Annotated in this window: 14 protein-coding genes and 1 pseudogene; 10 read left to right on the top strand and 5 right to left on the bottom strand. The window is 37.1% G+C overall.

What is annotated here, in order from left to right:
- The first annotated feature begins 25 nt into the window (after positions 1–25).
- The 3 genes from FTX43_RS10725 to FTX43_RS10715 all read left to right on the top strand — a co-directional run bounded on the left by FTX43_RS10725 (position 26) and on the right by FTX43_RS10715 (position 2,120).
- Complete coding sequence (locus tag FTX43_RS10725; protein WP_002290719.1) at positions 26–436, top strand: organic hydroperoxide resistance protein; 411 nt, start codon at positions 26–28, stop codon at positions 434–436.
- Between the two features lie 56 nt (positions 437–492).
- A complete protein-coding gene (locus FTX43_RS10720; RefSeq protein ID WP_002290718.1) occupies positions 493–933 on the top strand; it encodes a MarR family winged helix-turn-helix transcriptional regulator in 441 nt (146 codons plus the stop codon).
- A 149-nt stretch (positions 934–1,082) separates the two neighbouring features.
- The gene (locus FTX43_RS10715; RefSeq protein ID WP_002319949.1) at positions 1,083–2,120 is read left to right on the top strand and encodes an AI-2E family transporter; all 1,038 of its coding nucleotides are present in this window, start codon (positions 1,083–1,085) and stop codon (positions 2,118–2,120) included.
- A gap of 134 nt (positions 2,121–2,254) precedes the next feature.
- On the opposite strand, the gene FTX43_RS10710 is transcribed toward FTX43_RS10715, so the two are convergent.
- The gene (locus FTX43_RS10710) at positions 2,255–3,427 is read right to left on the bottom strand and encodes an LPXTG cell wall anchor domain-containing protein (protein WP_047937572.1); all 1,173 of its coding nucleotides are present in this window, start codon (positions 3,425–3,427) and stop codon (positions 2,255–2,257) included.
- 147 nt (positions 3,428–3,574) lie between these two features.
- Here FTX43_RS10710 and FTX43_RS10705 point away from each other — a divergent pair, with 147 nt between their 5' ends.
- Entirely contained in the window at positions 3,575–5,128 is a 1,554-nt protein-coding gene (locus FTX43_RS10705) for a helix-turn-helix domain-containing protein (protein ID WP_002345939.1), read from the top strand.
- A gap of 110 nt (positions 5,129–5,238) precedes the next feature.
- On the opposite strand, the gene uxuA is transcribed toward FTX43_RS10705, so the two are convergent.
- Positions 5,239–6,324 (bottom strand): mannonate dehydratase, encoded by a 1,086-nt coding sequence (uxuA, locus tag FTX43_RS10700; protein WP_002306671.1) that lies wholly within the window; start codon positions 6,322–6,324, stop codon positions 5,239–5,241.
- Positions 6,324–7,961, bottom strand: a complete 1,638-nt coding sequence (locus FTX43_RS10695; protein ID WP_147607051.1) for a mannitol dehydrogenase family protein — start codon at positions 7,959–7,961, stop codon at positions 6,324–6,326. Before FTX43_RS10695 ends, uxuA begins: the two co-directional genes overlap by 1 nt.
- A gap of 183 nt (positions 7,962–8,144) precedes the next feature.
- On the opposite strand from FTX43_RS10695, the gene FTX43_RS10690 reads away from it, so the two are divergent.
- From FTX43_RS10690 to FTX43_RS10665, 6 genes and pseudogenes are all read left to right on the top strand, one after another.
- Positions 8,145–8,804: a GntR family transcriptional regulator gene (locus FTX43_RS10690; protein WP_002316279.1), complete on the top strand. Its 660-nt coding sequence runs from the start codon at positions 8,145–8,147 to the stop codon at positions 8,802–8,804.
- A gap of 144 nt (positions 8,805–8,948) precedes the next feature.
- Positions 8,949–9,511 (top strand): annotated as a pseudogene (gene ahpC, locus FTX43_RS10685) (alkyl hydroperoxide reductase subunit C).
- A 9-nt stretch (positions 9,512–9,520) separates the two neighbouring features.
- Positions 9,521–11,050 (top strand): alkyl hydroperoxide reductase subunit F, encoded by a 1,530-nt coding sequence (gene ahpF / locus FTX43_RS10680; protein WP_147607050.1) that lies wholly within the window; start codon positions 9,521–9,523, stop codon positions 11,048–11,050.
- Between the two features lie 277 nt (positions 11,051–11,327).
- Positions 11,328–11,678, top strand: coding sequence for a DUF2200 domain-containing protein (locus FTX43_RS10675; protein ID WP_147607049.1), 351 nt, complete (start codon positions 11,328–11,330; stop codon positions 11,676–11,678).
- 98 nt (positions 11,679–11,776) lie between these two features.
- Positions 11,777–12,304 (top strand): HdeD family acid-resistance protein, encoded by a 528-nt coding sequence (locus FTX43_RS10670; RefSeq protein ID WP_147607048.1) that lies wholly within the window; start codon positions 11,777–11,779, stop codon positions 12,302–12,304.
- Between the two features lie 153 nt (positions 12,305–12,457).
- A complete protein-coding gene (locus tag FTX43_RS10665; RefSeq protein ID WP_002319954.1) occupies positions 12,458–13,609 on the top strand; it encodes a cation:proton antiporter in 1,152 nt (383 codons plus the stop codon).
- Positions 13,610–13,705: 96 nt separating this feature from the next.
- Here FTX43_RS10665 and FTX43_RS10660 read toward each other — a convergent pair whose 3' ends face one another.
- Positions 13,706–15,742 (bottom strand): penicillin-binding transpeptidase domain-containing protein, encoded by a 2,037-nt coding sequence (locus FTX43_RS10660; protein ID WP_047929759.1) that lies wholly within the window; start codon positions 15,740–15,742, stop codon positions 13,706–13,708.
- A 130-nt stretch (positions 15,743–15,872) separates the two neighbouring features.
- Entirely contained in the window at positions 15,873–16,757 is an 885-nt protein-coding gene (locus tag FTX43_RS10655; protein WP_002309184.1) for an LCP family protein, read from the bottom strand.
- Positions 16,758–16,828 lie beyond the last annotated feature (71 nt).

The following is a 16,828-nucleotide window of genomic DNA, read 5'->3' as shown; positions in this document are numbered from 1 at the left end:
AAATATAATAAAAGGTGGTAATCTTATGAAAAAAATGTATTCTACAAAAATGATCAACACAGGCGGACGTTCTGGAGAAGTCCATAATCCTGATCACACATTCGAATTAAATATTGCAGCTCCTGGTAAACGTGTTGAAAACGCAACAAATCCTGAACAATTGTTTGCAGCTGGTTTCAGTGCCTGTTTCAACAGTGCATTGGAGTTGATTAAACAACAAAAAAATATTTCTGGCGCTTCTACTGTCAGCGCACAAGTTTCTCTTTATTCCGAAAGTGAAATGAGCTTTGTCTTAGGCGTAGAGATTGAAGGATCTATCGAAGGCCTTTCTCTAGAAGAAACCCAAGAATTATTAGAAGCTGCACATAAAGTGTGCCCTTATTCAAAAGCGACAGCTGGAAATATCGAAGTTACTCTGAAAGCTGTTAGTGAATAGACTTTTTTGTGTAAATCCGCTATGATACACTATAGTGAAACAGCGGAGGTGGAAAAATGGAAGATCTATATTTAGCTAATCAAGTATGTTTTCCTTTATATGCCGCCTCTAAGGAGATCATCAGGCACTACACTCCCCTTCTCAAACCGCTGGATCTTACCTATACCCAGTATCTTGTGATGCTAGTTTTATGGGAAAAGAAAAAGACTACAGTGAAAGAGCTAGGAAATGATTTGTGTCTGGATTCTGGTACGCTAACCCCCTTACTGAAGAAGTTAGCAGAAAAAAATTATATCAAGCGTCAGCGTGAAACGGATGACGAAAGAATCGTAAATGTTACGCTCACTTCTCAAGGAGTTGCGTTGCAAAAACAAGCAGAAGGTATTCCACAAAAGATCAAGTCTTATCTTCCGCTTGAACAGGAAGAATTGGATACACTGCAACATCTGACCCGAAAAATGCTAGATAATTTTCATCAAGACCAGAAAAAGGGCTGAAACTGCTAGATGAACGATTTTATGAGGAAAACCAACTCATAAGATAACGTCATTTAGCGGTTTTTCTTTTTGCTCTTTCCCTTTCTTATTTTCGTATTCCATCATATAATGAATAACGTGTTTATTTTTGTTATTTGGAGGTTGTCAAATTGTCCGTTTATCAGCGTTTTTTGGCGAATGAAAAAATACGCCGCCTCACGGTTTTATTATCTGTCATTTTTGTACTTTTCTTAGTAAGAAGTATGATTACAACCATTTTACTCACATTTATCTTTACTTACTTGATGATCCACCTTGTTCAAATCATTCAGCGATTTGTCCGAATCCCTACAGGTATTTTAGCCATCATGATTTATACATTGATCGTTTATCTTATCTATCTGGCATTCACAAAGTATATCCCGATGCTTATTCATCAAACATTCGATATGATCCAATCTGTTATTGATTTTTACGAGCATCAACCAAAAGATGCAGATCCAGTTTTACAATACATCCACAATTATATCGAGCGGAACGATTTCTTTGAACAGCTTCAAAATGGCGCGTCAATTGCGCTTGGCTATTTACAAGATATAGGAAAACTGGCAGTGGCGTTCGCTATGTCGTTCATCTTAAGTTTCTTTTTTATGATTGAAAAGCAAAAAACGATTTTTTTCTCACGGTTATTTCTAAAAAGTGAGTTTTCTTGGTTCTTTCAAGATCTATATTATTTCGCCGATAAGTTTGTCAATACATTTGGCTTAGTATTAGAAGCTCAATTTATTATTGCTCTTTTAAACACCCTGCTCACAACTATTGCCTTGGCCGCATTTGGCTTTCACCAACTGCTGAGCTTAGCAATTATGATATTCATTCTAAGTCTGATCCCAGTAGCAGGCGTTATTATTTCTTGTATTCCTCTATCTTTCATTGCTTATTCACAAGGAGGAATCAGAGATGTTGTTTATATCCTGATGACGATTTTGGTTGTGCATCTGATCGAATCTTATGTACTGAACCCAAAATTAATGTCTAGCAAAACAGACTTGCCGATTTTTTATACATTCGTGGTCTTGCTTGTTAGTGAACGATTCTTTGGCGTTTGGGGATTGATTGTCGGCATTCCGATCTTCACCTTCTTTTTAGATGTGCTGAAAGTGAAAAAGATTCCGAATCATTCACCAAGAGAAACAGATCTCCTTTAAATTAAAAATGAAGAAAGATAAAAATTAGAACGACCCTAAATATCAGATTTAGAATCTGCTATTCAGGGTCGTTTTATTAATATTACTTTTTCGTTTGTAAAAATGTGTTCTCCGACATTCTTCAAATGTCAGTGTCATCTATTTTGTTTAAATCTTTTTACAGAAAACATCATTGTTATGCCTAATAGAATGATTCCGCTCCACAGTATGACTTTATTTTGTGCTTCTCCGGATTTTGGCAGCTGTTTATTTTTCGTATCAGGACTAGCAAGGATTGTATCTTTGCTACTTTTTAAAGTCTCAGCTGGGTAAGGGTTATCAAATCGTTGTGTTTGTGTATTCTGCTTCTCTTTATTTATTTGTTGAATGGTTGTATCTATTTTTTGACTCTCTTTCTTTTCATCCTTTTGGGTGCTTATCTCTTTTGCCGTTATATTTGTTTCAGGTGTTTTTTCTGGCATTTCTGGGGACACATCTGGCTTTTCTTCAGGAACCCTATTTGGTGTTTCTGGATTCTCGGTTTCATTATCCGTGTCTGGTTTTTCTTCTGGTCTTGCTTCGTTGCTAGAGTCTGTATCTGGTTCTGGAGTCACATCTGGTTTCTCTGGATTCTCGGTTTCATTATCTGTGCCTGGTTTTTCTTCGGGAGTTGTTTCAGGTTTTGATTCATTGTCTGGCTCCGGCTTCATTTCTGTATCAGGCTCTTCACCAGATTCTATTTCCGGTTGCTGTTCTCCGTCTGGATTTTCTGTAGGCGGTATATCAGGCTTGTTTTCATTTTCTGGTTTATCCGTTGGTTCCCCAACAAGATCTCCTCCTCCTGAGTCGATTGCTGAATCTTGCTCAACTGTCTGCCGTTGACTATACGGCGTCAAATAATGAAGATCGTTCGGTAAGCCATCTGCTACTTTGACAGTAAACAGTGCTGGTTTTAGCAAGTCCTGATTTAATGTGACGGTGAAAGTAAATGTTGCTTGCTTGTGTTGGATAGACAAAGTATTCTCGTCGTAACTGATCAATAAAGCAGGGTCAACATTCTCAAATGTAACAGCTGATTGTCGTATCGGTGCTAAGTCTCCCGAATAATCAACTGTTGCTTTGATGGTCGCTGTTTGTCCTTTTTTCAATTTTGTGACACCTGAATTGAAGGAAGAAAATTCATCTTGGAAAGTAATTCGATTAACATTGGCCCATTTGGTTTCTGCCCAATTTGCTGTTCCTATCTCCTCTGTATGCACTGTCTGATTTATAGTAAGCGATAAGCTTAAGGCTGTAAATGTTGAGATTAAGATGGTTGGATATCTCATAACTCTCTCACTCCTTGATTTTTTTGTATGCAAGAAATAAGATAGTAGAGATTGTGCCTATATGTTTACTGTCTTTTTGTCTAGATTCATGAAAAAAACAGTAATATTTTCAAGTTTTAACAATTTAAGTAAAAAGGAGCGCCCTTCATGCAAACCCAAGAAGCGATAAAAACGTATCTTTTAAAGAAAAAAAGCAATACAAAATTAGATATTTTTCTTTTCCTGTCTGAACATCGTTTCTTTATTACTACACAATATTTAGCAGATCATTTCCATATGTCTGAATCAAATTTTCTATTATACATCAAAGAATTAGAACAAGATTTTGAGCGTCTAAATCTAACAGAATTGCATATTGATAAACAAAAACCTTTTTTGAAGTTGAATTTTGAAGGAATTGATCCGGCTTATTGCTACTATCGTCTATTTGGAAGGTACTGCAACGAATCGGTCAGTTATGAGATCTTGACTTCTTTGTTCAGTTGTCAGACAAATTCGATTATCAGTTTAAGTCAGCAAACGAACTATAGTGCCTCTTATCTGTATACGAAAATGAAAAAAATCAATGCATTTTTAGCATTGTATGGTTTGTCTGTCTCCTTTTCTAATAATGGAAGAAAGTCCTTTTCTGGAAAAGAAGTACAAATCCAATATGCAGCATTAGATATTTATTGGAATATCTTTTCAAGTACTGCTACAGATTTTTATGATGAAGAACCACAGGTAGTTGCTTTTATGATGAATACTTTTTTTAAAAAAGAGGTACTTGACCGACTGAATAGCGGTATGATGGATAAATTATATTTGCTGTTGAAAATATGTAAAGAGAATTTTCCGGCTACTTCTGTAAAAGGTGTGCAAAGAGAGTTTGAGGAGTATGAATATATTGACTTTTTTATTGATCCCTCTGTCGATATTTTGCGTCCCAATCTGCCAATTTGTCGCGAACAACGCATCCTAGTGAATATTTTAGCTCGGCTCTCTATCACGAAAATCGAATCAGAAAAAACAAGTTTGGAGCAATACGAACTTTTAAGAAAAGCAAATGTTCCTCATGTTCTTTATTCAAGAAAAATGGTGGAATCCTTTTGTACTGTATTTGATTTGCTTATGCCTGAAAAAGAAAAGATTCTTTACTCGTTGGCGTTCGCACGAAATAAACTTTATAATGGATTTCTTAACTTCAATCAACCAAATACGCCCCTTCCTACTTTTATGCTTTATCAAGAGCATAACGTATTGAAAGAAATCCAAACAGCTATTGAACGTTTTTACATGGATTTCAGAGAACAAAATCAACATATGCTGCCAGATATTTTAGAAAAAGAAAATGTGCTATGGATGGTCGAAGATCTAGTACATTTATATGATCGTTACAAAAAACAACCGCTGATCGTGATTGGTGTGAACTATACGCGTGATTTTTATATCAGTAAAGATTTGATTGTTAAGATAGAACAAATTTTTTCAAATGAATCGATCAAAATACAAAACGATTTTATGGAGAACTGTAACATCGTTATCAGTGACTGCCCTTTGAAACAGTTGCCTTCCCACATCAAAAAAATATATATTTTAAAGGGAATCATCACACCAGAAGATTGGAAAAAAGTGATTATGAGGATTTCAGAATATATTTTTGAATTAAAAGAAGAGGCTCTTATGAACCAATCGGAAAAAGAAAATCAAGATAACCTCTAGTTCCTAGACCAAAGAAGTGACATAAATCCGTATACTGTTGAAAAGCATACGGATTTATGTCACAAAAATTTGAATATCTTTTTCGTTTACATAATAAAATTATAAATTATTTACTGGTTTTCTTTACGTTCGTTTCCTTTTTCAATTGCTTCCCATAATCCATTTAGATATACCGCACCTAATGCTCGATCATATAAGCCATATCCTGGTCTTCCTGTCTCATTCCAAATCATTCTGCCATGATCAGGGCGGATGTATCCGTCAAATCCGTTGTCATACATTGTTTTTAGTATACGGTACATGTCTAATGAACCGTATTCTGATTTATGCGGTGCCTCATAGAAATCTCGATTATCTAAAAACTTGATATTTCGAACGTGAGCAAATGGGATCCGGTCTCTTTGGCAAAATTCTGCTAAAATTTCATACACATCATTTTCTGGATCTTCTGCAATACTTCCTGTACAAAGAGTGATTCCGTTAGAAGGACTGTCTACTACTCGGCACAACCAATCTAGGTCTTCTCGATTCTTTACGATTCGAGGTAATCCAAAAATCGAGTACGGCGGGTCATCTGGGTGTACAGCCATTTTGACCCCTACCTCTTCACATGTCGGGATGATTGATTGAAGAAAATAAGCAAAATTTTCTCGAAGTTTTTCTTCGTCTACTGATGCATACGCTTCAAGCAAAGATTTGATATGAGCTAAGCGTTCAGGTTCCCACCCCGGCAACTCGAATTCATTGCTGGACTGTTCGATGCGTTCGACGATTTCTTTTGGATCAGCTGGAATATCAGCGGATATAAAAGCTAACGTAGATGAGCCATCTTCTAAGCGGTAATCAAGATCAGATTTGACCCAATCAAATACAGGCATAAAATTATAGCAGATGACTTCTATTCCATATTCTGCCAAGTTTCGAATCGTCTGCTTATAGTTTTCGATATACTGCTCACGGGATGGTAAACCAATTTTAATGGCATCATGCACATTGACGCTTTCGATAACCTTTAGTGTCAATCCACGAGACTCAATTTCTTCTTTTAATTCTTTGATCCGTTCCCTAGGCCACACTTCTCCTACTGGTATATCCATCAATGTGCCTACAATACCTTTGACTGCAGGTATTTGTCTGATTTCATCTAAAGCAATCTTTTCCTCTTGTGAACCGTACCATCTAAAAGTCATTTCCATTATAAAGTTCCTCCATGTTCTTGTAAGTAATTCTGTAATGTTTTTCGTACGGCATTGGGTCCTGCCAACATTTTGATGAACATTCCTTCTATTTTTCTGCCAATCTCAGCTTGATAAAGATCTACACCAAAAATTTCTTTATTTGACAAAATAGGAACAATTTTCTCTTGGATATGTGAGGTATCTTGCGTACCCAATTGAATATCAGAAAGCCTGTGCTGAAGTTCCACCAACAAAGGATCTGGACTCGGTGTGAATGGTTTTCCTTGATCATCAAGGCCAATAAGGTATCGAAGCCAAGCAGCGAGAATCAATGGGATGAACACAAGAGTCTGCGGGTCCTTATTTTCTATTTCCATATATTTTTTAATCGTCTCACCGTAACGAATCGCCACCTTTTGAGAGGTATCCGTGGCGATTCGCTGAGGCATGTCAGGAATATTTGGATTAGAAAATCGCACAGTGACTACTTCTTCAAGAAAGGTCTTTGGATCAATGATTCCAGGCGATTCTACGACTGGAAGACCTTCATTGTACCCGATTTCAGAAACTAACAGTGACAAATCTGGATCTTTCATCTCTTCAGCTATACTCCTATAACCCAGTAAACAACCCATAATAGCTAAAGCCGTATGCAAAGGATTAAGACAAGTCGTCACTTTCATCGTATCTGCTTTATCTACCGTTGCACGATCAGTCAAGAACACTCCAGCTTTTTCGAATCTCGGACGTCCGTTTGGAAAATGATCTTCCATGATTAAATAATGGATATCTTCTGTATTGACGAATGGCGCAATATTGGTTCCCTTTGCGGTTTGCAAGATCGACATATTTAAAAACCCTTCTTCTGCCAACATTCTGCTAACTGATATGGAAGGATTCGGAGTGATACGATCAATCATTGTCCATGGAAACGCAACGATTTCTTCATTCGATAAGTATTGGATAAATGTTTCTGGTACATAACCTTCCTTTTGCCATTCTTTTGCGATCGCTAGCAACGAAGTACGTAATTGACTGCCGTTTTGTGAAAAATTATCTGTAGAGACAAGTGCAATCGGCCAAGCTCCCGATAAAAACCGTCTATAAAGTAGTGCAGCAAGAATACTCATCGTATGTGATGGCTTTTTCGGACCATTTTTTATATCAACTGCAATCGGTCCTATATATTTCTTACTTGTATCTTTCAATCGATAACCTTTTTCAGTAATAGCAAAAGTAACTAATTGTAAACTCGGATTTTCAAAGTGACCAATCATCTTAGCAAAGTGTTCCGAACAATCTGGATGACAATACAGACTGTCAGCTGTCGCAGCTAATACACGTTTGACAAATTTTCCACTGCTTGGCATGACCACTTCAAGAATCAAATCATCAAAAACTCGGTAAGCCTTTTCAATTATTTCTTCATCGAATGTTTCACAAACAATGACACCAGTGGGCAATTCGCCTTGATCCGCTAAACAATGAGCGATTTCTGCATGAAATCCTCGATAAAGATTTCCGCCACCAAAATGGATCCAGACAGGATTTCTTTGTCCAGTTTCTCTTAATGATGCACGGTCAAAATGAGGTATTTCTACTTCTTTTTGAGATAATTCAGGAATAAAGTTCTCCCAGTTGTTTAAATCAATCATTTTTCCCCTCCTAAACTAACATATCAGTTTTTGTCTTAAAATGAATTTTATGCAATAAAAACCGCTATGTCAATCAAAATTTTACTATTTGTACAAATCTACGAGTTAAAGTGACATATCAGATTGTTTTTCAGATCTCTTCTGTTATACTACGTTCATAGAAATGATTTTGGAGGTATAAAAATGAAAAGTAGCTTGCAATCTCAAGCTTACCAAGCGATTCGTAAACAAATCATCTATGCGGACCTAGAACCTGGAAGAAAAATATCTGAAAAAGCGCTGGAGGAACATCTTTCTATCGGCCGGACCCCCATTCGCGAAGCATTGATTCAACTACGTCAGCAAGAACTCGTGTACACAGTTCCTCAAAGTGGTACGTATGTTTCAAGAATCAATCTCTATTCTGCAGAAAATGCTCGATTTGTTCGAGAACAATTAGAACAGCAAATCATGATTGAATGCTGTTCCAAATTGGACCATCAAACACGAATAGTGTTAGAAACGATTTTAAAAGAACAAGAAAAAGCAGCCCAAATAAAGGATGAACGTGCGTTTTTTCGTGCAGATAATTTATTTCATGAAGCTTGTTTCGAAATTGCCGGCAGAAAAGAAGTTTGGAACTGGTTAGATGACCACAATACCCATTTAGAACGTTTTCGTTGGTTAAGAGTGACCATACAAGGGCTTCCATGGGAAACGATCATGGAACAACATGAAGATTTATTCAGAGCATTAGTCGATAAAAAACCAGAAGAAGCTCGTTTTCAAACGGGATTGCACTTGCACATGATGCTGAAAGAACAAGAAACTGTCACTCAACGTTATCCTGAGTATTTCAAGTAGTTGTATTTTCTTATGCCTCTTCCATTTTATAATTAACCAGCGTTTTTGAGTAATCTTTATTAAATAACAAAATATTCATTGACTTTCTAACTCCAACTAAATTACAATCATTATAAATAAATAATTATTATTGGTGGTTTTACTATGTCATTGATTGGGAAAAAAATCGAAGAATTTAACGCTTAAGCTTATCATCAAGGAGAATTTTTAGAAATTAGCGAGAAAGACCTTATGGGGAATTGGAGCATCCTATGTTTCTACCAGCAGATTTCACTTTTGTTTGCCCCACTGAACTAGAAGACTTACAAGAACAATACAGCACCTTGAAATCTTTGGGTGTTGAAGTCTTTTCTTGCTCTACAGATACCCATTTTACTCACAAAGCATGGCATGATACATCAGATGCTATCGGTAAAATCGAATACACGATGATTGGCGATCCTTCGCATCGGATTTCTCGTATTTTTGATGTGTTGGATGAAGAACAAGGATTAGCTCAACGAGGAACATTTATTATTGATCCAGACGGCATCGTTCAAGCTATGGAAATCAATGCAGATGGAATTGGCCGTGATGCTAGTGCACTGATTGATAAGATACGGGCTGCTCAATATGTACGTACCCACCCAGGTGAAGTTTGTCCGGCAAAATGGAAAGAAAGTGGCGAAACATTGAAACCAAGTTTTGATCTTGTTGGAAAAATTTAGGTGGTCGACATGTTAGATAAAGAAACTAAACAAAACCTCGAACAATATTTAGCACTGATTGAATCTCCTATTGTTTTTTCTGTTAGTTTGGATACTAGTGAAAATAGTCAAAAATTAGCAGAATTTACGAAGGAAATATCAGAAATGTCTCCTAAAATCTCTTGGGAAAAAAAAGAGTTGATGCGGACACCTAGTTTTTCTATCAGCCCTCTTGGCAAAGAAAGTGGAATTATTTTTGCTGGTATCCCCCTCGGTCATGAATTTGCTTCTTTTTTACTAGCACTGTTACAAATTAGTGGACGGGCACCAAAAATCAGTGAGTCTTTGAGTCTCAAAATCAAACAAATCAAACAAAAGCTGCATTTTGACAGTTATGTTAGCTTGACTTGTCACAATTGCCCGGACGTTGTACAGGCATTGAATATATTAGCTGTATTAAATCCAAATATTACTCATACGATGATTGAAGGCGGTATGTTCCAAAAAGAAATTGATGATAAACAAATCATGGCAGTGCCAACAGTGTTTTTAAATGGTGAAGAATTTAGTAGCGGACGCATGACGATCGAACAAATCGTTGAAAAAATCACTGGTCCTTTGGTTGAAGAAGAATTATTTGAAAAAACACCTTATGATGTATTAGTGGTCGGTGGCGGACCAGCAGCTAGTAGTGCAGCTATCTATGCAGCACGTAAAGGAATCCGCACAGGGATTGTTGCTGACTCCTTCGGTGGACAAGTCGTTGAAACACTGGGAATTGAAAACATGATTGGTACCCCTTACACAGAAGGGCCAAAATTAATGCAGCAAGTAGAAAATCATGTGCGTAGTTACCCTATCGATATTATGATCAATCAAGAGGCTGTTTCCTTAAATAAAGAGCAAGATTTTATCAATATCGGCTTGGCTAACGGTATATCACTTCAAGCAAAAACTGCAATTATTGCGACAGGTGCGCACTGGCGTTCTATCAATGTACCGGGCGAAAAAGAGTTTAAAAATAAAGGAATTGCTTATTGTCCACACTGTGACGGTCCTCTATTTAAAGGAAAAGAGATTGCTGTTATCGGCGGTGGTAATTCTGGTGTTGAAGCAGCAATCGATTTGGCTGGGTTAGCAAAACATGTATATGTTCTAGAATTCTTACCAGAATTAAAAGCAGATCAAATCTTACAGGATAAACTAGTCTCTCTTGCGAATGTCACTGTTATCAAACATGCAGCGACGAAAGAAATCAGCGGTACGAATCAGGTAGAATCTCTCTCCTATATCGATCGCCGTACGATGGAGATGCATACACTAGCTGTTTCAGGAGTATTCATTCTAGTCGGCTTACTCCCTAATACGGATTGGCTAGATGGAACGATCGAAATGAATCCAAGAAATGAAATAGTGACCGAGAAAAATGGCGCAACGAATATCCCCGGCGTTTTCGCAGCTGGTGATTGTACAGATAGTCCATACAAACAAATCATCGTTTCAATGGGTTCAGGAGCTACTGCAGCTTTAGGAGCATTCGATTATCTGATGCACACTTGAACTATAAAGATTGTATAAAAGACAGATAGAGGTTGTGAGCCTGCCGTTCAGCTCCGAGTCACAAGGAACAATTTCAATAAACAGTTTCTCATGTTTGTTGAATATTGTGACTTGTGGCTGAGGAGTAGGCATGAGAACACCGTTTATTCGAAAAAAGGATTGTGATAAGAATTTTGTCACAATCCTTCTTGTCTTTTTTTTGAATAATCACTTTTTCTTCTCTTTTTCTTATATACTATAAGTAGTAAATAGTTTGAGAGAAGAAAGGTGACTGATTATGGCGCAAAATCGTATTTTTAAGACAAGTTTTGCAAGCGTTTATCCTATGTATGTAGCAAAAGCAGAGAGAAAAGATCGTACAAAAGAGGAAGTAGATGAAATCATTTGCTGGCTGACAGGTTATTCCCAAACAGAACTAGAAGAGCAACTACAAAAACAAGTGACTTTCGAACAATTTTTTGCGGAAGCCCCTGCCCCCAACCCTTCTCGTTCTTTGATTACAGGTGTTGTTTGTGGTGTGCGAGTAGAAAACATCGAGGATAACTTGATAAAAGAAATTCGTTATTTAGATAAAATGATCGATGAGCTAGCAAAAGGCAAAAAAATGGAAAAGATCCTCAGAAAATGATCTTTCTTAAGAAGCTCTTCTCCTTCACTCATTTTGTAACGTTTGATTTGGTAAAATGACTAGTTCACGTTAAAATAAGTCAAAGGAGGTTTTCTTATATGTTTGAGACGATTAAACAAAATATTCAAAAATATGCCTTATTAAGAGCTGCTGTTTATATTATTTCTGGGATTGCGATTGTGCTAAACCCTTCTGCTGTTTTTCATTTTATCGGTTATCTGATCACTGCCTATCTTGTTTTGCTTGGGGTGTTGAATCTTTTTGAGGCTTACCGTTTTAAAAGGAAAACAGGTTCTTGGAGTATCGGTCTGTTTAGTGGTCTTTTTTCCCTGATCTGTGCGCTGATCGTTTATGCTTTTGCACCTGCAATCGTTTCTATCCTGCCGATTCTTCTTGGATTAGCTGTTATCATCAACAGCTTGTTCCAGTTGTTCTTCAGCATGAATACAAAAGCTAAAAGTTGGAGTGTTTATAGTATTCTGTTGTTGATTGGCGGATTCGTCTTATTGTTTAATCCATTCAAAAGCTTGATGGTTCTATTTCAAATATTCGGTTTCATCTTGATTTTCATGGGCATCCAGGAAATCATCAATTTTATCAGAGTAAGAAAAATGACTATACGTTAATCGTTTTTAGTTATTAAAATAGACTGTTTAAAAACCAACAAACCAAAAAATACTTTTGGATTGTTGGTTTTTTTATGAGTATATTTTCCTATTTTTTCAATAATATATGTTATGCTAAGTTCGGGCTATATTTTATAAAAAGGAATGATGAGAATGGAATTTATTGGTATTTTATGCCTGATATTGATTTCAACAACGATTGGCTCACATATCTCTAGGAGATTAGGTATTCCAGCAGTAATCGGACAATTACTTGTTGGTGTTTTGCTAGGACAAGCTGGATTGAATTGGGTCAAACCGGATATTCTAGTCCATGACTTCTCGGAGATTGGTGTAATCTTATTGATGTTTTTAGCTGGTCTGGAAAGTGATTTATCTCTTTTGAAAAAATATTTCCGACCAGGCATGTTCGTTGCTTTACTCGGAATCATCTTCCCTGTTGTTTTTGGTTGGCTAACAGGCGAAGCATTCCAAGTTTCGGGAAATGAAGCGATTTTCTTTGGGATTATTCTTGCAGCAACTTCTGTCAGTATTTCAGTTGAAGTATTAAAGGAACTAAACGTGGTGAATACGAAAGAAGGCTCAACTATTTTAGGTGCTTCTGTTGTAGATGACATTTTAGTCGTTTTAGTCCTAAGTTTCAGTCTATCTTTTCTCACTGGAGAAGCTTCTAGCAATGCTTCTTTACCGCTTGTTTTGATTGAACAGCTCGTTTACTTTGTTTTTATTTTCTTATTAGTCAAATGGATTGCACCCTTCTTGCTTTCATTTGCAGAAAAAGTGTACGCAAATTCTTCTATTATCATCGTATCGCTAGTTATTTGTTTAGGTATGTCTTACGTAGCGGATCTTGTGGGTCTTAGTTCTGTCATTGGTGCCTTTTTTGCTGGGATAGCAGTCAGTCAGACAAAGGTCAAAGAAGAAGTATACCACAATGTTGAAGCTTTAGGATATGCAGTATTTATACCAGTATTTTTTGTCAGTGTAGGATTAGAAGTTGATTTTTCTGACTTTGGTGAGCAGCTTCTCTTTATTTCTATATTGACGCTTGTAGCAATTTTGACCAAATTGCTTGGAGGGTATTTTGGTGCTCAGATTGCCGGTTTTTCTCAACATAGTTCATTGATGGTCGGTGCTGGTATGATTTCGCGTGGAGAAATGGCTTTGATCATTTTGCAAATTGGACAGCAAAGTCAATTGATCGAACCACAGTACTATTCACCTTTAGTAATCGTGATTTTATTAAGTACACTTATTTCTCCACTTGTTCTGAAATATTTTACAAAAAAAGTTTATGAAGTGTGAGTGACCCAGAAAGTGGTCGTGAACCTGTCGTTTATTCGAAAAAAGGACTGTGACGATACCGTCACAGTCCTTTTACTATAGTTATGAAGTCGTTCTTTATTGATAATTTTGGTTGAGGTATTGTAATAGTTCGGGTGCTCGTTTAGTTGCTGAATCATCATCTTCTTTATTTTCCAACATGCTAACCATCATATATCCTTGGTTATCAGGGTTGAAAGCAAACAAGAAACTGTTCTCTTTCCCTTTTTCATCCTGTTTTTCTTTGATTTCCGCTGTACCAGTTTTCGCTGCCAATGGAATCCCTAAAGCAGAAAGAGAATGTGCTGTACCATTTACATCTTGCACAACTTCTCTCAGATCTGGCACGATCGTTTGTACTGCTGTTTCGCCGATGACATTCTTCTTATCTTTTGTCTCTTTATCTGCAATCAATTTAGGATAGACAAGTGTGCCATTGTTGGCAAAAACAGAATACATTGCTGCTTGCTGGATAGGATTAATTAGAAGTTCGCCTTGTCCATATCCAGTATCAGCTAGCAAGATATCTGAATTAAAGCTCTCTTCATTAGAAATTTGTGCTGGATTCATACTGATTGGCAAATCAAGGTCTTCACCAAAAATGAATTTATCCAAACCTGCACGGAAATTCTTCTCCCCCATTTTCAACGTTTCTTGTGCCATATATATATTATCGGAATAAATCAAAGCAGTTTTTAAGTCTACTTGTGACACATCACTAACACGAGTTACTTGATACGATCCCCAAGAACTATCTTTTTGCCATTTAAGCCCGTTGATCGTCAACACTTCATTTGGATCGATAGTGCCGTTGTCGAGACCGATTGCTGCTGTGATCATTTTAAACGTAGATCCAGGAGCATAACCTGTCGCAAATCGGCTGATGAATGGTTGTTCAGGATTTTCTTCATAAGCTTTGTAGTCTTCTTGTGAGATCCCGTTTGTCATTTTGTTTGGATCATAGCTTGGAGAGCTAGCAAGCGCAAGAAGATCACCGGTTTTTGGCGTTGTCGCAACAGTCGATCCAGCTTTTCCTCCTAGACTGTCGAAAGCTGTTTTTTGTGCCTTTGCATCGATTGTCAATTTGATATCTTTGCCGTTTTGTACTTCATGCTCGATCAGAACCTTTTTCTCGACACCGTCTGCATCTGTGATGCTTAATTTTCCACCTGTAGTCCCACGAAGATCCTTATCAAAAGCCATTTCCAAACCAGATCGTCCGATTTTTCCACTACTGCTTAATTCTGGATTTTTATCAATATCTTCTGCTGTGATATCTCCCACGTAACCAATCAGTTGAGCAGCTGCTTCACCCAAAGGATAATATCTGCCGTCTACTTCTTGGATGGTAGCTCCAGCTGGAAGTTCTGGCGTTGCTCCATCAATGATTTTCAATGGGACAAAGTAATCGTGTTGTACCCAACTTTGTGAAATAGCCTGATTGATAGCATCTTCTGTTAAGTCGAATGCAGAAGCAATGGCTTTGATATTGGCTGTTTTTTCGTCCCCATCCCCAAGTTTGCTTGGAACGACTCCTAATTGTTTTAGTTTGCCGGTTGTTGCTAATGGTTCCCCATTTCGATCTAAAATGTTCCCTCTTGTTGCTTCTTGCGTGGTCAGACTTACTTTGTCATTTCCTTCCATTTCTGGAAAAACCAAGTTAGGCTGCCAGTTGATCGTGGTTTTTCCATCATTTCTGTCTAATGTTCCTTTATAAGAAAGATCTTTCAATTCACCTAATGAGGTATTCATCTTTGCTTTATATGAAAAGCTATAAGTAGAATCATCTTTTTTATCTACTTTTAGATTTGATATCTCAAGTCCTTTGACATTGGCAGCACCGTATATATTTTGGTATTTTTCTAAGATCTCTTTTTCAGATAATGCACTTTTATTTGCTGCCTTTTTCGATGCCATTCCTGCAGCTTTGTTATAATCTCCTTTGTTTAAAGCTTGGACAAATTGCTCAACCGTCTTTTCTCCAGCTTCTACTGCTTGGGTTTCTTGGTAGTGCCGGTAGTAAAAATAACTGCCACCTGCAGCTACTATTAAAATCACTGCGCCGGCAATATAAGCGCCTGTTCGATTTTTGCCGTGCTTGTCACTTCTTTTCATTTTTTCCTCCTTCTTTTGCTTGTTATTCCTTTATTTTCACTATTTATACCTGTTTATTCTAACATAATAAAAGAAGTCAGAACATAACATAAATTGTTATTTCTAACTTCTTTTATTTTATTTTCTTTACTTAATTATTCAGAAATTTTTTGATTGCTTCTTGGTTTTTGGTCAAATCTAATTCCAGAACACTTCCGGAAGGCGTATTGTCGTTGAAGTCCCAACTGCCGTCTACTGGTACGGATAATGTATCGATCTTTTTATTATCGTCTTTGAGGAAATCCATACCGCAATCCAGTAGCACACTCTCAGGAAGGTTCGTTTGGATACTGCCAAGTAGTTTTCCCACTGCTTTCGGTAATTTAAATATCGAAGTGACGTCTTTCAGCTGCTGAGAGATAGCTTTAATCACTTGTTGCTGTCTTCTAATCCTCCCAAAGTCCCCTTCTTCGTCTTCACGGAATCGAGCATACTGCAGTAACGTATTGCCATCCATTACTTGCTTCCCTTTTTTTATATATACGCCATCTAAATCTAAAGATTTTTCTGCATCAATCTTTACTCCATCAGGAAACAGTTCATTGACGCAATCGATAAAATCTTGAAATGTGATACTTGCATAATACGGGGCTTCAAATTTGAAATTTTCCTTTAATGTTTGGTTCAATAAATCAACTCCTCCGTAAGAGTACGCTGCATTGATTTTATCCATTCCGTAACCTGGTATATCGACATATGAGTCTCTCATGATAGAGATTAGTTTTGCTTGTTGTGTTTTCTGGTCGTATTGTGCAACCATAAGTGAATCTGAGCGACCATTTTCGTCTTTCGAACGGGCATCCGAACCAATCAAAGCCACGTTTAGTGTGGTAGGGACACTTTTCGGATCTACCTTTTTTACAGTTGAGGTCTGTTTTGCAGACGAAAATCCATGGACAAATTCAATCGAAAAAAAGCCGACTACTAGTGTAAGCAGTAACAAAACAGATAATATGATTTTTTGAAATACTTTCATTGCGAATTCCTCTTTCTAAAAAGAATCTCTCGCTTGAAAAATAAAAGATAGTCCTTTATGATAATTCAAAC

Source organism: Enterococcus sp. DA9 (assembly GCF_008000875.1).
Taxonomy (GTDB): Bacteria; Bacillota; Bacilli; order Lactobacillales; family Enterococcaceae; genus Enterococcus_B; species Enterococcus_B lactis.
Note: the sequence above shows the minus strand (reverse complement) of the source record. Positions and strands in the feature narration are given on the sequence as shown.